Annotated in this window: 15 protein-coding genes; 5 read left to right on the top strand and 10 right to left on the bottom strand. The window is 39.7% G+C overall.

The window, feature by feature from the left end; genetic code table 11:
* Positions 1-51: 51 nt before the first annotated feature.
* The 5 genes from AB669_RS07865 to AB669_RS07845 form a co-directional block, all read right to left on the bottom strand.
* On the bottom strand, positions 52-327 hold the full coding sequence (locus tag AB669_RS07865) for a hypothetical protein (protein WP_047798744.1): 276 nt from the start codon (positions 325-327) through the stop codon (positions 52-54).
* Complete coding sequence (locus AB669_RS07860; protein WP_047798743.1) at positions 327-1,442, bottom strand: M42 family metallopeptidase; 1,116 nt, start codon at positions 1,440-1,442, stop codon at positions 327-329. Before AB669_RS07860 ends, AB669_RS07865 begins: the two co-directional genes overlap by 1 nt.
* Before the next feature lie 41 nt (positions 1,443-1,483).
* Positions 1,484-1,951: a GNAT family N-acetyltransferase gene (locus AB669_RS07855; protein WP_047798742.1), complete on the bottom strand. Its 468-nt coding sequence runs from the start codon at positions 1,949-1,951 to the stop codon at positions 1,484-1,486.
* Complete coding sequence (locus AB669_RS07850) at positions 1,935-3,104, bottom strand: MFS transporter (RefSeq protein WP_047798741.1); 1,170 nt, start codon at positions 3,102-3,104, stop codon at positions 1,935-1,937. The genes AB669_RS07855 and AB669_RS07850 overlap by 17 nt, the downstream gene beginning before the upstream one ends.
* An 83-nt stretch (positions 3,105-3,187) precedes the next feature.
* Positions 3,188-4,729 carry an acyl-CoA carboxylase subunit beta gene (locus AB669_RS07845; protein WP_047798740.1) on the bottom strand — a complete coding sequence of 514 codons (1,542 nt, stop codon included), beginning with the start codon at positions 4,727-4,729 and terminating at the stop codon, positions 3,188-3,190.
* A gap of 265 nt (positions 4,730-4,994) precedes the next feature.
* Here AB669_RS07845 and AB669_RS07840 point away from each other — a divergent pair, with 265 nt between their 5' ends.
* Positions 4,995-5,339 (top strand): hypothetical protein, encoded by a 345-nt coding sequence (locus tag AB669_RS07840; protein WP_047798739.1) that lies wholly within the window; start codon positions 4,995-4,997, stop codon positions 5,337-5,339.
* A 125-nt stretch (positions 5,340-5,464) separates the two neighbouring features.
* On the top strand, positions 5,465-7,069 hold the full coding sequence (locus tag AB669_RS07835; RefSeq protein ID WP_047798738.1) for a SulP family inorganic anion transporter: 1,605 nt from the start codon (positions 5,465-5,467) through the stop codon (positions 7,067-7,069).
* A 134-nt stretch (positions 7,070-7,203) separates the two neighbouring features.
* Here the strand turns inward: AB669_RS07835 and AB669_RS07830 are convergent, their stop codons facing one another.
* The 3 genes from AB669_RS07830 to AB669_RS07820 all read right to left on the bottom strand — a co-directional run bounded on the left by AB669_RS07830 (position 7,204) and on the right by AB669_RS07820 (position 10,522).
* Positions 7,204-7,455 (bottom strand): hypothetical protein, encoded by a 252-nt coding sequence (locus tag AB669_RS07830; RefSeq protein WP_047798737.1) that lies wholly within the window; start codon positions 7,453-7,455, stop codon positions 7,204-7,206.
* A gap of 203 nt (positions 7,456-7,658) precedes the next feature.
* On the bottom strand, positions 7,659-9,293 hold the full coding sequence (gene pruA, locus AB669_RS07825; protein ID WP_047798736.1) for an L-glutamate gamma-semialdehyde dehydrogenase: 1,635 nt from the start codon (positions 9,291-9,293) through the stop codon (positions 7,659-7,661).
* 89 nt (positions 9,294-9,382) lie between these two features.
* Positions 9,383-10,522 carry a sterol desaturase family protein gene (locus AB669_RS07820; RefSeq protein ID WP_047798735.1) on the bottom strand — a complete coding sequence of 380 codons (1,140 nt, stop codon included), beginning with the start codon at positions 10,520-10,522 and terminating at the stop codon, positions 9,383-9,385.
* Between the two features lie 196 nt (positions 10,523-10,718).
* Here AB669_RS07820 and lpxK point away from each other — a divergent pair, with 196 nt between their 5' ends.
* From lpxK to AB669_RS07805, 3 genes are read left to right on the top strand one after another with little or no spacing between them, the layout of a single operon-like run.
* Positions 10,719-11,783 carry a tetraacyldisaccharide 4'-kinase gene (gene lpxK / locus AB669_RS07815; protein WP_047798734.1) on the top strand — a complete coding sequence of 355 codons (1,065 nt, stop codon included), beginning with the start codon at positions 10,719-10,721 and terminating at the stop codon, positions 11,781-11,783.
* Positions 11,755-12,570, top strand: a complete 816-nt coding sequence (locus tag AB669_RS07810) for a purine-nucleoside phosphorylase (RefSeq protein WP_047798733.1) — start codon at positions 11,755-11,757, stop codon at positions 12,568-12,570. The genes lpxK and AB669_RS07810 overlap by 29 nt, the downstream gene beginning before the upstream one ends.
* A 1-nt stretch (position 12,571) precedes the next feature.
* Complete coding sequence (locus tag AB669_RS07805; RefSeq protein WP_047798732.1) at positions 12,572-14,575, top strand: putative porin; 2,004 nt, start codon at positions 12,572-12,574, stop codon at positions 14,573-14,575.
* A 64-nt stretch (positions 14,576-14,639) separates the two neighbouring features.
* On the opposite strand, the gene AB669_RS07800 is transcribed toward AB669_RS07805, so the two are convergent.
* Entirely contained in the window at positions 14,640-15,377 is a 738-nt protein-coding gene (locus AB669_RS07800; RefSeq protein WP_047798731.1) for a porin family protein, read from the bottom strand.
* A 245-nt stretch (positions 15,378-15,622) separates the two neighbouring features.
* Entirely contained in the window at positions 15,623-16,804 is a 1,182-nt protein-coding gene (locus AB669_RS07795; RefSeq protein WP_082120617.1) for an asparagine synthetase B, read from the bottom strand.
* Positions 16,805-16,815 lie beyond the last annotated feature (11 nt).

Here is a 16,815-nt window from a genome sequence, read left to right as displayed (position 1 = left end):
TAAATATCTCCTTAAAGCAAAAGGCTTGAATCGGTAATTCAAGCCTTTAATCTATTGGTTTTCGTTAAGCTCCTGCTGTTTTTTTAATGCTTCTTTTTGATCACTCAGATCTTTGTAAAAGAAATACGCGCCAAAGCCAACTATCAAAATAATGTTACTAGGCTTAAAACTATGGTCAAGCCAATAACTGAATGACGGTATATGTCCACTTAAACTTGCTTTTATGCTTGGCCAGGAATTCAATGTAAAAATGATAACAATCATTAATAAAACCCTTATAAAGGTGTTAATAGCAATTTTACCATAGTTTATCTTTTCAACCTCCATTATTTAAATTCTCTAAAATCCTGCCCGTCTTTAATGTTCAGCAAGCTTTCGTAAATTAAGCTGATTACATTATCCACATCTTCCTTATGTACCATCTCTACAGTAGTGTGCATGTAACGCAGGGGTAGGGAAATTAATGCCGATGGAACACCTCCATTCGAGTAGGCAAAGGCATCAGTATCGGTTCCGGTTGAACGCGACGAAGCCTGGCGCTGAAACGGAATTTCGTTTTTCTCTGCCGTTTTAATTAACAGTTTATTCAGGTTGGTTTGAACAGCCGGAGCATACGATACTACTGGACCTTTCCCTGCCGATAAATCGCCCTGGGTATTTTTGTTAATCATCGGTGTAGTTGTATCATGGGTTACATCCGTAATAATGGCAACATTTGGTTTAATACGCTGAGCTATCATTTCTGCACCACGTAAACCAATTTCTTCCTGTACCGAGTTAACAATGTATAAACCGAAAGGAAGTTTTTTCTTGTTTTCTTTTAACAAACGGGCCACCTCAGCAATCATGAAGCCACCTACGCGATTATCTAAGGCACGGCCAACATAATAACGGTCGTTCAGAATCATGAATTCATCTTCATAGGTAATAACACATCCAACGTGAATACCCAGTTGTTCTACTTCTTCTTTTGATGTACAGCCGCAGTCAAGAAAAATATTTTTAAGCTCAGGGGCTTGCTCTTTTTCTCCATGGCGGGTGTGGATTGCAGGCCAGCCGAATACAGCTTTTACCAGTCCTTTTTCAGTATGAATATTTACACGCTTCGAAGGCGCAATCTGATGGTCTGAACCTCCGTTGCGAATAACATAAATCAGTCCGTCATTGGTAATATAATTTACATACCATGATATTTCATCAGCATGTGCTTCAATCACTACCTTATAAGCTGCCTTCGGGTTAATAACTCCAACAGCAGTACCATAGTTGTCTACAAAATGCTCGTCAATATATGGCTTCAGGTAATTCAACCACAATTTTTGACCTTCCCATTCGTAGCCGGTAGGGGCAGGGTTATTTATATATTCTTCTAAAAACTGAAGTGATTTTTTGGTCACCACAGCAACGTGTTTTTTCTTTTCGTCGTCTTTTTTCTTAGCCATGTGATATTGGTTTTACCAGCAGGATACAAAAAACATAAAATTTATATTTCTTCGTGCTTCTGTGGTTCTTCGTTATTTAATGTTAATTCCATTACTACAAAATCGTACCCGTCTTTAAAGAAGGTTTTTTCTGTTTCATGAAAGCCAAATTTATAATAAAATTCTTTAGCATTTACCCTGGCATTGCACCATAACTTAGATGCTTTCTGAATTTTACAAAAATCCAGCAGATATTCCATTAGCCTGCTTCCCAGTCCCGATTTCTGAAAATTACTGGATATGGCCAGTTTTCTGAATTGGTATACATCTCGTTTATTGAATAAGGAAACCACGCCTGTAAGCTTATGGTCAAGGTAAAGTCCGAAATGTATTCCTTCAAAATCATCATCAAGTTTCACACTGTCGAAAGGTAGTTCGGGGTACATTACTTCATGGCGGATACGCCAGGTAAGGGAAGGGAATATTTGTTCAATCTGGATGGTGGGTGCAAGATCAGCTGGTTTTACCATAAAATTTATAAATTAATATATTCAAAATGATAATGGCCGTCAATCCATAGCAAAAGAAATTCCAGCCACCTTTATCCCACAAAAGCAAACCTAAAGCCGAACCACAGCTGGCACCGATAAAGCTAACGGACATGAAAATAGTATTCAAACGGTTCCTGGCTTCCGGAATTAAGGTGTAAATCCGTGTTTGATTGGTTACGTGTATGGCCTGCTGCCCGATATCGATCAAAACAATTCCAATTACAAATAAGTACAAATGGTTGCCAGTAAAATAGAAAAGCGCAACACTCACCATCTGTAAAATAAACCCAATCATCAGGTTCTGTCTCGGATTATTTCCATCGCTTAATTTGCCCACAAGCGGGGCGGCCAGGGCACCTGCTGCACCGGCAATTCCAAACAAACCAATTTGCAGCGTCTGGAAATTAAAAGGAGGATTAGCAAGAAACAGCACCATGGTTGTCCAGAAGGCACTGATAATGGCAAAGGCCAAAAAGTTAATGATTGATGTCTCCCTCAATACGGGTTGTGTTTTAATGTAGCTGAACATAGAAGTCATCAGCTGGCGATACCCGCCCTTAAAAGACGGATAGCTTTGAGGAAAACGTTTTGCCATTAAACCAATCAGCAACAAACATATTCCCGCTGCAATGTAGTAAACGGCTCTCCATCCCAGCCAAAAGCCTATACTACCGCTTACCGCTCTGGAAGCCAAAATACCAACCAGTAATCCACTCATAATTGAGCCTATATTGGCTCCACGATTTTCATCGGTACTTAAATTAGCGGCAAGCGGTAAAATAAGCTGAGGCACTATAGAGCAGCAGCCAATTAACAGTGAGGCAATCTCGAGTAAAAAAAAAGTATGTGAAACGGCGGCAACAAGTAAGGCTAAAATGGCCAAACCGGTTATAAATAGTATTTGCTTCTTGCGCTCAAACATATCGCCAAGCGGTACTAACAGGAATAAACCCAGCGCATAGCCAATCTGGGTGATGTAGGTGATGCGCCCTGCGTAGGTTTCCGATAAGTTGAAATCTTTTGCAATCAGGATTACCAGTGGCTGGCAGTAATAAATGTTTGCAACTATCAAACCCGTGCAAAAGGCCATCAGTAATATATCAATCCGTGATAATTTTGTAGTAATCTGCATAATTGTCTTAATTCACTGGTCACCGCTCACGAGTTCCATATACATTTTTTGTGTATTTGTTGAATGATGACGGTTGAGAGTTTTTACAAAGGTATATTTCCGTGTTTCTTTCTGGGGTTATTTACTACTTTATTCTCCAGCATTTTAAAAGCTTTGATCAGTTTAATACGCGTTTGCGCTGGTTCTATTACTTCATCAATAAACCCACGTTCTGCGGCGCGGTAAGGATTCGCAAAAATTTCTGAATACAGTTTTTCTTTCTCCAGCCATTTCTCTTCCGGGTTCTCAGCCATTGAAATCTCTTTCTTGAAAATAATTTCTGCCGCTCCTTTAGCACCCATTACGGCAATTTCTGCACTAGGCCAGGCATAATTCATATCCGCACCGATATGTTTGCTGTTCATTACATCATATGCCCCGCCATAAGCTTTTCGGGTTATTACAGTGATACGTGGTACCGTGGCTTCGCTAAATGCGTATAATAATTTAGCTCCGTTCGATATAATACCATTCCATTCCTGATCGGTACCAGGGAGAAAACCAGGAACGTCCTCAAAAACCAATAGCGGTATATTAAAACAATCGCAAAAACGTACAAACCTCGCGGCTTTAACTGAAGAATTACTGTCAAGAACACCAGCAAGATAGGCGGGCTGGTTGGCTACAATCCCTATGCTTCTGCCTGCAAGGCGCGCAAAGCCGACAACAATATTCTCGGCAAAATCTTTATGCACTTCCAAAAAAGAACCGCTATCGCTTACAGCAGATATTACCTCCCGCATGTCGTACGGCTGAGATATATTTTCGGGTAAGAGTTGGTCTAACAGCACCCTGCTTTCATCAGCCAAATCATAGGGAAGTGAAGCTGGTATTTCCTCACAATTCTGAGGCATGTAACTCAAGAGTTTTTTTACATGGCTTATTGCCTCTATTTCATTGGCACAGGCAAAATGTGTTACACCGGATTTGGTAGCGTGGGTAGTTGCCCCCCCTAGTTCCTCTGAAGTGACTTCTTCATGGGTTACTGTTTTTACCACGTTTGGACCAGTAACAAACATATACGAAGTATGCTCAACCATCAAAATAAAATCGGTAATTGCAGGAGAATACACAGCACCACCGGCACATGGCCCCATAATCGCCGATAGCTGCGGGATCACGCCCGATGCCTGAACGTTCTTGTAAAAAATATCAGCATAGCCGCCCAATGAAACTACCCCTTCCTGTATTCGCGCACCTCCACTATCATTCAGGCCAATCAGGGGAGCCCCGTTTTTCATGGCCATATCCATTATCTTACAGATTTTTTCGGCGTGAGTTTCAGACAAGGATCCCCCAAACACAGTAAAGTCCTGAGAAAAAATGTAGGTTAACCGGCCGTTTATGGTGCCGTAACCGGTAACTACGCCATCTCCAGGATATTGCTCACGCTCCATTCCAAAGTCTGTGCTGCGGTGGGTTACCAGCATACCTATCTCTTCAAAACTACCTTCATCCATTAAAAAGTGAATACGCTCACGCGCTGTTAACTTTCCTTTTTGATGCTGACTGTCAATCCGTAGCTGGCCACCGCCAAGCTGAGCCTGTTTTATTTTATCCTGAAGTAGTGCTATCTTTTTATCCATAAACCGCAATTAACAGAATCTAAATTTAAAAATTAGTCCTGTGAATGCAAGTACATAATTAACCTTTGTTTTTGATTGTAAGTAAAGATAGAAAGTACCGCTGTATCACCGGGTAGCAAATCAAAACATTGGCGGCTTTGAAATTCAATCGCTTAGTGTTTTGAGATTATGTGTCAATCCGATAATTTTTTTTCAGATATACATTGAAAAACCAATTAAGCGTTTACTTTTGTACAACACATTAGAATAAGATTAGAGAACCATCATGCTTTTCAGAAAGTATAAATACCTCATCGTAACAGCATTTATGCTCATCTTTGTTGCAAAGATGGGGATTTCTGGAGCGCCGGTATTTTTTTCGAGCATTGATAAAGACATGATGAAGGCTGTAATTATGCAGATTGAGCTTGAACATGACGGTGGAAAAGATACTGCTAAAGATACAGCCAAGTTTACTGATTTTAAGCTGGTAGAACTAAACCACCCAATTTTCTCGTACGAGTTTTCTTCCAGTCATTTCATTTTAAAAAGTAGTTTCATAGAGCATTTCCGCCGCTATGCCGATCCGTATCATCCAACGGTTCCAACACCTCCCCCAAACCTTATTTAATATCCCCTTCTTAATCTAAATTCTTTCAGCAAAGCTGTATGCTGCTGCGCGCTGGTGTTTACATCCGCCACGGCAAGTACCTACGGAATTGTTTATTTTTCAGCGTACCAGATATTAATATCGTTATGAAACAGTCAGATCATTCGTCATCAGGCATAGATATAAAAAAGTATTTTCTCAAAAAGAACCTTAAAAAGGATCTCCCATCAAGTATTGTGGTTTTTTTGGTGGCCTTGCCACTTTGTTTAGGTATTGCACTTGCTTCTGGTGCTCCGTTATTTGCTGGTCTGGTAACTGGTATTATCGGCGGGATAGTTGTAGCCTCTGTTAGTGGTTCACAACTAAGTGTAAGCGGCCCGGCGGCTGGGTTAACCGTAATTGTACTGGGAGCTATAACTTCACTCGGCAATTATCCTACTTTCTTACTGGCTGTAGTTTTAGCAGGGGTTCTTCAGCTAATTCTGGGCCTGGTTAAGGCTGGTACAATAGGCAATTACTTTCCTTCTAGCGTTATCGAAGGAATGCTTGCGGCCATCGGACTCATTTTAATACTCAAACAGCTTCCGCACGCTTTAGGGGTTGATACTGATTTTACAGGTGATGAAGGATTTTTTCAGCAAGATCATGAGAATACGTTTTCGGCTATTTCCGCCGCTATTGGTCATTTTAGTCTGGGTGCTGTAGTAATTAGTCTCCTGTCAATAGCTATTCTGCTTTTCTGGCCTAAGTTAACGAAGCTCGCCATTGTGCCTGCACCGCTATTAGTGGTTATCCTTGGTGTGGCTGGTACCGTATTTTTCGCGCAAACAGGACATCCGCTCCGGCCAGATCAAATGGTGAAAATACCCGTAGTAGGAGGGTTCAGTGAATTTTTAGGTCTGTTTACCATACCCGATTTTTCTCAACTAGGCAACAAAAATGTTTACATCGTTGCGATAACAATAGCCGTTGTGGCAAGTTTGGAAACGCTGTTGAGCATTGAAGCTATCGATAAAATCGATCCCATCAAAAGGGTTTCTCCAACGAACAGAGAATTGATGGCACAAGGTATTGGCAATATCGCCAGCGGTATGGTCGGCGGTTTACCCTTAACCTCTGTAATCGTCAGAAGTTCCGCAAATGTAAATGCCGGTGGAAGAACTAAAATGTCAGCTATTTTTCATGGAGGGTGGTTGTTATTGTCACTGTTGTTCATTCCACAAGTCATTAACATGATTCCGTTATCCTGTTTAGCGGCAATCCTCCTTGTAACAGGTTATAAACTTACCAGGTTGAGCCTCTTTAAGCATATGTACCACAAGGGCTGGGATCAGTTTGTGCCATTTGTGGTGACCATCGTTGCAGTTTTATTCTCCGACTTGCTTAAAGGAGTAGCTGTGGGTATGCTCGTTTCGATTTTCTATCTGTTGCGCACCAACATGCGTAACCCTTACTTTTATAGAATTACCAATGATGGCGATAAAAAAAATGTGAGGATCAAACTGGCGGAAGAAGTGTCATTTTTAAATAAAGCAGCAATTCAGGTTGTACTAACCAATATTCCAAGAGAAACCAACGTCATTATAGATGGCTCAAATGCACGATATATTGATCCTGATGTACTGGAAACTATTTTTAATTACAAACACAATGCTTATACGAAGGGCATCATTGTCACCCTCGAAAACATCCGGAAGCATTACACTGTTCCCAAATTAACCAATCAGATTTTAGAAGATATAAATAAATAAGGTTACAGGTTTACAACCTAACAAGCCACATCATTATAAATATGATGGTAGCCTGTAACTATCTCCATAATGCAGCACCAGCATTCAATTAAGCTAATTAGTATAATCTTCAGGCCCCGGTTATTCCCGGGGCTTTATTCTGCTGCAGAGTTTGGCATATTCCCTGCATGCCCTTTGTTTCCTTTTTCCGCATCTTCACGGGCTTCTTCCGAACCAAAGTCCCCTCTGCCAAAATTTCTTCCAAGGTTACCAGCATCAGATTTTACTTTGTTTTTATCACTGTTTTCATCACTATGGTGACGTGGTACAAGCTGATCAGGCATGTTGCTTTTATCGGCACTGTTATCTGCGTTTTTGTCCTTCAAATTGTCATTCTCGTTTTTCATAATGTCTTGCTTTGATCTATTTAGAACAGCAGAAACCTGTGATAGTTTGATGAGAATGATCCGATACTAAATAAAAATCCACCGCAATGTGCATGTGTTGTCATTGCGATAATCTTTTAGAAAAAGAAAAACCCTCGATTGCTCAAGGGTTTTAGATATAAATAATAAGATAATTTATGGTATCCTGTTCAGAATATTTGTAATTAATCTTCTGCTAAAAACGGATAACGATAATCGGTTGGAGACTCGAAAACCTCTTTAATCGTACGTGGAGAAACCCAACGTAGCAGATTAATCATCGAACCTGCTTTGTCATTTGTACCAGAACCTCTGGCACCACCAAATGGTTGCTGTCCCACCACTGCACCGGTACATTTATCATTGATGTAAAAATTACCTGCAGAGTTACGCAAAGCATGGCTGGCCTTTTCAATCGCATAACGATCTTGTGCAATGAAAGCACCAGTCAAAGCATATGGAGATGTGGTATCAATTACTTCTAGAATAGAATCGAAGTCTTTATCAGCATAAACATAAACCGTTAAAACAGGTCCGAATAGTTCTTCACACATTGTAGTGTATTTCGGATCCTCAACCACTAAAACAGTTGGCTCAATAAAATAACCTTTGCTCTTATCATAATTACCACCGGCAATTATTTCAACACCTTTGTCCTGCTTAGCCTGGTCAATGTATTTCGCCAGTTTATCGAATGAACGCTCGTCGATAACCGCATTAATAAAATTGGTGAAGTCTTCAGTACCGCCCATTTTAAATGAAGCGATATCACGCAGCATTTGCGATTTAATTTCAGGCCATAAACTTTCTGCTATATACACACGACTGGCAGCAGAACATTTCTGTCCCTGATATTCGAAAGCGCCGCGTACAATTGCCGTGCTTGCAATGTCAGTTTGTGCCGAAGGGTGAACAAGGATAAAATCTTTACCACCTGTTTCGCCAACAATACGTGGGTAAGATCTGTACTTATGGATATTTGTTCCAATCGTTTTCCAGATTTCCTGGAATACTTTAGTGGACCCTGTAAAGTGAATGCCTGCAAAATCAGGGTGATTGAAAATCACTTCACCTGTTTCAGGGCCATCTGCGTAAACTAAGTTGACTACACCATCTGGTAAACCAGCCTCGCGGAAAATTTCCATTAAAAGATTGGCTGCGTAAACCTGCGTATCAGCAGGCTTCCAAACCACAACATTACCCATCATAGCTGCAGACGCCGGTAAGTTAGCTGCAATAGCTGTAAAGTTGAACGGCGTTAAAGCGAAAACAAAACCTTCTAACGGGCGTTGCTCAACACGGTTCCAGCTGCCACGAGGAGATACTGGCGGCTGTTGCTTGTAAATTTCAGACATATAACTTACGTTGAAACGTAGAAAGTCAATCAGCTCACAAGCTGCATCAATCTCTGCCTGGTAAGCATTTTTGCTTTGACCCAGCATAGTTGCTGCATTTAATTTATAACGGTATTTTCCGGCAATTAAATCAGCAGCTTTTAAAAAGATCGCCGCTCTGTGTTCCCATGCCAGGTTTTCCCAATCTTCTTTTGCCGCTAAAGCCGCATCAATTGCCTGGGTAATATGAGTTTTATCCCCAATGCTAAACTGGGCAAGAATGTGTTGATGATCATGTGGAGGAACAACCTTACCTTTTTTGGCTGTATGTACAGGTTTGCCACCAATATACATCGGAATGTCTTGCTGGTGTGAACGGGCTTCAGCAAGTGCCTCTTTCAAAAGGGCACGTTCTTTACTGCCAGGGCCGTAGTTTAATATAGGTTCGTTTACCGGAGTGGGTACGTTAAAAAATCCTTTAAGCATAGTGTATTTTTTATGAGTTGCACAAAGATAGGGCTTTTTAACAGATGCAATTCTATTATTCTGTAAAGAAAATAAAGCAAACGTTTGTGTTACCTGTCACTGCGTTCTTCCATATTTAAATTCGTATCAAAGGGGCTTTTCGTAAACGGATATATCGTTTGTTTAACAAAGCCTTTTGGATATTCCGCCTCATGTACTCCGGTTCCTGCAGGCCACTCTTTGCCGGGCAGATAGTACGTGCCGAACATCATGTCTATAAAAGGAAAGATCGATGCGAAATTATGTCCATAATATTTAGGATCCTCGCAATGATGCCAATGATGGTACTGTGGAGTAGTGAAAATATATTTCAGAAAACCAAAATTGATTCGGGTATTGGCATGGATTAATACAGCATGGATCGCAATGAATATGATGTAAACGTTAAATACCGTTGAAGAAAAACCCAGAATATACAATGGAATGAAGGTCATTGCACGCGTAAAAAAGATGTCGATAAAATGCGTTCGGCTGCCCGCCAGCCAGTCCATATTTTGTGTAGAATGATGGATGGAGTGAAAGCGCCATAGCGAAACGCGGGTATGAAAAAACCGGTGCGCCCAATATTGAAATAAATCTGTCGTAAAAAAAGCTAAAAACAAAGCAACAATAAATGGTAACCCCTGTACCCATGTATGAAGCTTATCGAGTCCCATCCAGCCAAAAAATAAAACGGCCGGCTTTTGGGTAATAATTCCAAAAAACTGAATAAATAAATGGCTGATTACAAAATAGGTTAAATCGGTTCGCCACTCTTCATGGAATTTAGTCTGACTATCATTTTTCGGGAAAAATAGTTCAAGCGGTACAAAAATCGCTACCATTAACAGTAAGTCCAAAATCATCCAGTCCAAACCAAAATGCCAGGAAGATTTTGCAACATCCCTGCCTTCTACACTCAATGCGCCTAAAACAACAGCAAGTGCTGCCAGTGCAAAACCAGGCCATCCCCATTTTAGTTTTTTGCTAAGAATAATACTCAATGCAGCGAAGAAAAATGAAGCAATCACTCCGCCAAGCATAAGCGCTTCCATACTCTCTTTGGTATAAACCTCCCGGAATTCAGGTGTGGTCAACTTTTCCGGATAATGGAAACACAAAATCCCAAGTAATGCTAAAACAGCTAAAAAAATGGATATGTAGCCGCTTATCTGGCCCTGGCCAACTATTAAACGCTTGTTAGGAGACATAAGATAGAGTTTTGTTAATCAGCAATTATACCAAAAAACTTCCTTTGATTAACCCACTTAATTAAAAAACTACTCCACTTCAAAATCTTGAGATAATCAGACAAACATTTCCTATTGGATGAGGGTTGCTTTATAGGGCATCCCACTGGGCAATGCTTTTATTTTAAATAATCTGTACTTTTGAAAACAACGAATTATGTTCCTTAATTATTTACGCCTTTTATTACTTCCTTTCTCGTTAATTTACGGCCTGGCCATTACCCTTCGTAAAAAGCTTTACGATTGGGGCCTGATGCGTTCAGTTAAATTCGATTTACCTGTAATATGTGTCGGCAACCTGGCTGTTGGCGGATCAGGAAAAACACCAACAACAGAATACCTGGTCAGGCTTCTTGCCAGTTATAAAATTGCAATTCTAAGCAGGGGATATGGTCGTACGACAAAGGGATTTGTTCTTGCAGATCACAATGCAACCGCCCTGACGATTGGCGATGAGCCTCTGCAATACTACCAGAAGTTCGATAATGTTACCGTCGCTGTTTGCGAAGACAGGGTAGCAGGCATTGAAAGGTTAAAAGAAAACCATGATTTGGTTATTCTGGACGATGCATTTCAGCATCGCGCAGTTCGGGCTGGGTTAAATATTTTACTTTTTGAATTCAGGAAACTGGGTACGCTACAGTTTTTACTTCCTGCAGGAAATTTAAGAGATGTCTTCTCTTCAAGGAAAAGAGCCGATGTATTACTGGTAACCAAATCCCCGGTTCCATTATTACATGTTGCCCAACAGGCATCAATAAATGAATTGCAACCCAACAATACACAAAAGGTATTACATTCCTACCTGAAATATGCCGATTTGCAGCACCTATATAACGAAGAGGAGAGTCTCCCACTCGATACAATCAAGGACTATGAAATTTTTCTGTTAACCGGAATTGCCAATCCTGCGCCACTTATCGAAGAACTTCAAAAGTATTCCGAAACCATTCATCATGAAGAATTTCCTGATCATTATGCATTTAAATCTGAAGACATAAAGCGGTTTAAAAAAGCATTTGAATCGGGTATCAAAAAAGAAAAAATCATCATCACAACAGAAAAGGATAGTAAGCGTTTAAAAGCTGCGGGATTTAAAGATTTACTGGTAAATTTACCCGTATATTTTTTACCCATCGAGGTTGAATTATTTGAAGAAGATAAGATTACCTTTGATGAACTTATTTTAAACTATGTTAAGAGCAATAGAAGAAACAGTTGAATATATTAAACGTAAAACCGAAAACTTCAAACCAGAAATAGGTATCATCCTGGGCACCGGCTTGGGTGGCTTGGTAAAAGAAATTGAAGTAGAGCATCAGTTGATGTATTCAAATATTCCCAATTTTCCAATCTCAACACTGGAATTTCATAGCGGTAAGTTGATTTTTGGCACCTTAAATGGAAAAAAGATTGTGGCCATGCAGGGTCGCCTCCATTATTACGAAGGCTATAGTATGCAGCAAATAACCTTTCCGGTTAGGGTAATGAAGGGATTAGGAATTGAAAATCTGATTGTTTCCAATGCTGCAGGCTCATTAAATCACGAATTTAAAAAAGGCGATTTAATGATTATAGAAGATCACATCAATCTTCAGCCCGATAACCCCTTGAGAGGCTTAATTGAAAGTGAACTTGGCCCACGTTTTCCGGACATGAGTCAGCCTTACAAACGTGATATCATTTCTAAAGCACTGGAGATTGCTAAAAGTGTTGATGTGAAATGTCACAAGGGCGTTTACGTTGCGGTATCTGGTCCTAATTTAGAAACAAAGGCAGAATATAAGTATTTGCGTTTGATAGGCGCAGATGCTGTAGGCATGAGTACAGTTCCTGAAGTAATCGTAGCCAACCATGCAGGCCTTCCGGTATTTGCAATTTCTGTATTAACCGATGAAGGTTTTCCCGAAGATTTGCAACCATTTAACCTGGAAGAAATTTTAGAAGCAGCAGCAAGGGCAGAACCTAAAATGACTGAAATTTTAACCCGCCTAATTGCCGAATTGTAAAATGGGTAAGTGTTTTCAAATCTTATTTATAATCCTCTTACTTTCAGGTATACAGAAAACTTTTGCCCAGGATTTAAAAACTGATGTAGGAACGAACAAAGAGCTAGACTCTGTCCGCAAAAAATTAGACGGAGGAAAAGACTCTGTGGTATTTACAGCAAAATACATTCGTTTTACTAAACTCTCCCTTAGCAAAGACAGCATAGTATTACTTCCCCTTGACACCTCAACGGTAAATATTCAAAATTATAGTCCGCTACTACAGCCACTCCATCCAACCATAAACAATGGAAATATGGGCCTTGCGGCAAGGCCACTCTTGTATGAGCCAAGTAAACGGATAGGTTTCGACGTTGGATTTCATTCATTCGATTATTATGCACTAACTCCAGAAGATATCATCTACTATCAGGCGCGTACGCCGTTTACAAGTCTGTATTTTATAAGTGCAGGACAAAAGGAGCAACTATTTAGAGCCATCCATACGCAGAATATAAAGAAGAATTGGAATGTCGGGTTAAACTTCAATCGCGCTGATTCCCGTGGATTTTATTCCCGGCAAAGGGGCGACAACCTAAATGTAGCAGTGTTCTCCTGGTATCAATCGCCTAATAAACGCTATAACATGTGGGCATCAGCTATCTTCAATACCATGAGAGGATATGAAAACGGATCTACACAAAAAACGAACATCTTTAATGATGACTACACCAAAATCAGCAGAGATGCAGAACCGGTTAGATTGTCAGATGCAAGAAACCTGTATAGAAAAAATACATTATTCCTAAAACAAACGTATTATGTAGGCAGAATTGATAGCACATCCAGCCAAATGAGCAGTGCTTTGCCAACAAATAAAATAACTTATACTTTAGAATACAATAACGATAGTTACGATTTCTACAAAACCGATGCAGATACCAGTCACGTGTTGCCCCCGGGAATAAACAGCAATACCTACACCAACGATTCCACCCATGTTCAGCATTTAAAAAATGAATTCATTTATAGCTTCTTCCTCCGATCTAAAAATTCTGCAGTAATTAAGAACGAATTAAAAATTGATGCAGGGATCAGGCACGAATATTTTAAGCATCAGTTTATGGGAATTAAATCTGATGGAAACAATTATGAACAAAGTAGCTTCGTTTATCAAAATGTAACCATCCTGGGGAATGCCGGCTATAGATTCAGTAGCAATGTTGATTTCAATCTGAATTTGCAACAGATTTTACAGGGAGAAAATGCAGGAGATTACCTGTATGAGGCTAAATCAAAAATCTTATTGAGCAAAGCAATTGGTCGGATTGAATTAGGCGCCTATACCCAAAATCAATCACCCGCTGCCATCTATAACTATTACCATGGCAATCATTATCAATGGAATTACCAGGATTTTAAAAATACTAAAGTAAGCAACCTTTCTTTCAATTATGTAAATGACAGGATCGGACTTAATGCAGGGGCGAAATATTTCTTAACCAGTAATTACCTCTATTTTGCATTAGACAATTCTGCTGGCTACAACTCGATTTTGCCAAAACAAGAAGGTACAGATATTAGCCTGATCAGAATTGATCTGCAAAAAAAATGGCGCTTCGGGCGGTTTGGATTGGAAAATTACATCGCTTATCAGAAAACGGACAATGAGGTCCTAAGAACTCCCGAATTTTATACCTACAATAGTTTATACTTCGAAAATACCTTTTTTAAAGTCCTCAAAGCCAACTTTGGATTTGATGTAAGGTACAACTCGGAATATGCCAACTATTATTATTCACCGGCGACATCACAATTTTATATCGATACCAATAATGCTACAGTACTAAGCTCCAAGCCTATTGTCGATGTTTTCTTCAAGGCGAACTTAAAACGGGCAAATATTTTTGTGAAATATGATTTTATTAACCAGGGACTTTTTCAAAAGGGATACTACACCGTCAACCGTTATCCAATGCAGGATGCACTCCTGAAATTTGGTGTAACATGGAACTTTTACGACTAATACCTCAAAAAAAAAGCGCCGTTTTGATCGAATCAAAACGGCGCTTTTTAATGTCAGGACAGGACTAGAAAGAATATCCAACTGTAAATCCTAATACGCGGTTTGTTAATTTACCATCTCCCGATCTTGAGTCTTTAGGAACTAAGTTAGATAAGCCTAATCCATAATTTGCGCCAACTAAAAAACCTGATGTTGTGCGGTAAGCTAAACCAAAATTAGCACCAAATTCTGTACCACTGTAATTTTTATCTGTTCCTGTACCAAATGATAAATCATCCTCACTCGATGAATTTGTTACCGCAGATGTATTGTTCGTATTATTACGAACGGTAGTAGTAGATTCTAACTTATTTTTACCCGACACATTAAACCCAACATATGGTCCTGCAGAAATTTGAACTGCACCAGCATCACCTGTAGGAATTCTGAACACTGCATTAACAGGCACTTCAATAGTCATTAAACTAGTCTTATTTGCAGATACAACTGTTGTGGTAGTATTACCAACTGTTAAAGCATTAGTGCTCTCAAACTTTGCACCCTTATTCTGCAATGATACTCCAGGTTGGATAAAGAAATTATTTCCTACACCGAAATCAGCAAACGCAGTCACGTTAAAACCAACGTTATCTTTCACGTTATCATTGAAAGCAGAGCTTCCATCAAAATCCGATGCATGGAATCTCGCTAAGTTTACCCCTGCTTTAATCCCAAATCTTGCATCAGAACCCGACATGGTATTTTGTGCAAAAGCACCTGTTGCTAATAAAATAACTGACGCACTTAATAATAACTTTTTCATAATATTTTTCTCTTAGGTAAAGAATCTTGTTTTTAAATTTCAGACTTCATGCCTGATTGTTAATTACAAGGCCTATATCCAAAAGCTGTGCCAAAGTATCATGTGTGTTACAATTAAAGTGTTTAAGCTGTTGATTTCCAGTATGGTTTTTAATGCTTTAACATTTTTTAACCATTCCCTTATCATTACCAGAAAAAGAATTTTTATTGTATAGTTATTAGGAATGCTACACGAAAAATCAAACACTAAGTCTTTTGAGGTTTCTTTTTGGCAGCTGGAAACAATACGTTATTTAAAATTAAACGGTAGCCGGGAGAATTCGGATGCAGGTTTAAATCCGTTGGAGGATCGCCTACTGCGTGTTGATAATCCTCTGGATCATGGCCCCCGTAAAAAGTAAACTGCCCTTTTCCAATCTCTCCATGCAGATACCTCACCTCGGCAGCACCTTTATTTTCTCCTAATACAGTAACACTCGTTTTAACCAGGCTCTTTTTAAATGCAGTGGTTTGTCCCATAAAGCCTTTAATCACCTTGTCGTGGTTTTGTGTAAGCATCGTCGGAACAAGGTCCCACTTCGCTGAAAAATCGAACAGTGTAAAGTAATCGTTACTTTGATTTAAGCTCCTGAACTGTGTTACATCAATATCTGAAAATTCATAATTCATAGGATTATTATCCAGCTTAAAATTTTGAAAAGCCAGTGTTTTACCAAAATCCAGTTTAGACTGCGCGTTTGGGTCTGCAGCGTCACCGTCAAACATCTGTGCACAGATATCCACACCTTCTGCAGCTAATGCAATATCAAAACTGTCGGTGCCTGAGCACATAGCAAACATAAAGCCCCCGCCAGCGCAATATTCTTTTATATGTTTAGCCACCGCAAGTTTCATTTCCGAAACCTTTTTATAGCCCATTTTCTTTGCCAAAGCCTCCTGGTTTTTCACATCTTCCTGATACCAGGTCGCATACCTGAAATTCGCCCAAAAGCGACCGTATTGACCCGTAAAATCTTCATGGTGTAAATGCAACCAATCATATTTTATTAATTTGTCCTGTAAAATGTCGTCATCATAGATCACATCATAAGGAATTTCCGCATAGGTTAATACAAGTGTTACCGCATCATCCCAAGGCAACTTACTTTTTGGCGAGTAAACCGCAATCTTAGGAATCTTTTCGAGTTTAACCATCTCCATATTTACCGATGGATCGCTGATCTCATTCAACAGGTTCACCACCTTTCCATCCGCCATTACCTCATACGAAACACCCCTGATCTTCAATTCGTCTTCAACGATTTTATTATATTTAACCAGAAAACTACCTCCCCGGTAATTTAACAGCCAATCTACTTCTGCCTGTTTACCTATTGCCCAATAAGCAATGCCATAGGCTTTAAGGTGATTCTTCTGATCCTCATCCATATAAATCAATA

It is taken from the genome of Pedobacter sp. BMA, assembly GCF_001027745.1.
Classification (GTDB): Bacteria; Bacteroidota; Bacteroidia; order Sphingobacteriales; family Sphingobacteriaceae; genus Pedobacter.
Note: the sequence above shows the minus strand (reverse complement) of the source record. Positions and strands in the feature narration are given on the sequence as shown.

Coding starts and splice junctions, on each gene's coding strand:
- AB669_RS07865 (WP_047798744.1), bottom strand. CDS start 327: ATGGAGGTTGAAAAGATAAACTATGGTAAAATTGCTATTAACACCTTT.
- AB669_RS07860 (WP_047798743.1), bottom strand. CDS start 1,442: ATGGCTAAGAAAAAAGACGACGAAAAGAAAAAACACGTTGCTGTGGTG.
- AB669_RS07855 (WP_047798742.1), bottom strand. CDS start 1,951: ATGGTAAAACCAGCTGATCTTGCACCCACCATCCAGATTGAACAAATA.
- AB669_RS07850 (WP_047798741.1), bottom strand. CDS start 3,104: ATGCAGATTACTACAAAATTATCACGGATTGATATATTACTGATGGCC.
- AB669_RS07845 (WP_047798740.1), bottom strand. CDS start 4,729: ATGGATAAAAAGATAGCACTACTTCAGGATAAAATAAAACAGGCTCAG.
- AB669_RS07840 (WP_047798739.1), top strand. CDS start 4,995: ATGCTTTTCAGAAAGTATAAATACCTCATCGTAACAGCATTTATGCTC.
- AB669_RS07835 (WP_047798738.1), top strand. CDS start 5,465: ATGAAACAGTCAGATCATTCGTCATCAGGCATAGATATAAAAAAGTAT.
- AB669_RS07830 (WP_047798737.1), bottom strand. CDS start 7,455: ATGAAAAACGAGAATGACAATTTGAAGGACAAAAACGCAGATAACAGT.
- pruA (WP_047798736.1), bottom strand. CDS start 9,293: ATGCTTAAAGGATTTTTTAACGTACCCACTCCGGTAAACGAACCTATA.
- AB669_RS07820 (WP_047798735.1), bottom strand. CDS start 10,522: ATGTCTCCTAACAAGCGTTTAATAGTTGGCCAGGGCCAGATAAGCGGC.
- lpxK (WP_047798734.1), top strand. CDS start 10,719: ATGTTCCTTAATTATTTACGCCTTTTATTACTTCCTTTCTCGTTAATT.
- AB669_RS07810 (WP_047798733.1), top strand. CDS start 11,755: ATGTTAAGAGCAATAGAAGAAACAGTTGAATATATTAAACGTAAAACC.
- AB669_RS07805 (WP_047798732.1), top strand. CDS start 12,572: ATGGGTAAGTGTTTTCAAATCTTATTTATAATCCTCTTACTTTCAGGT.
- AB669_RS07800 (WP_047798731.1), bottom strand. CDS start 15,377: ATGAAAAAGTTATTATTAAGTGCGTCAGTTATTTTATTAGCAACAGGT.
- AB669_RS07795 (WP_082120617.1), bottom strand. CDS start 16,804: ATGGATGAGGATCAGAAGAATCACCTTAAAGCCTATGGCATTGCTTAT.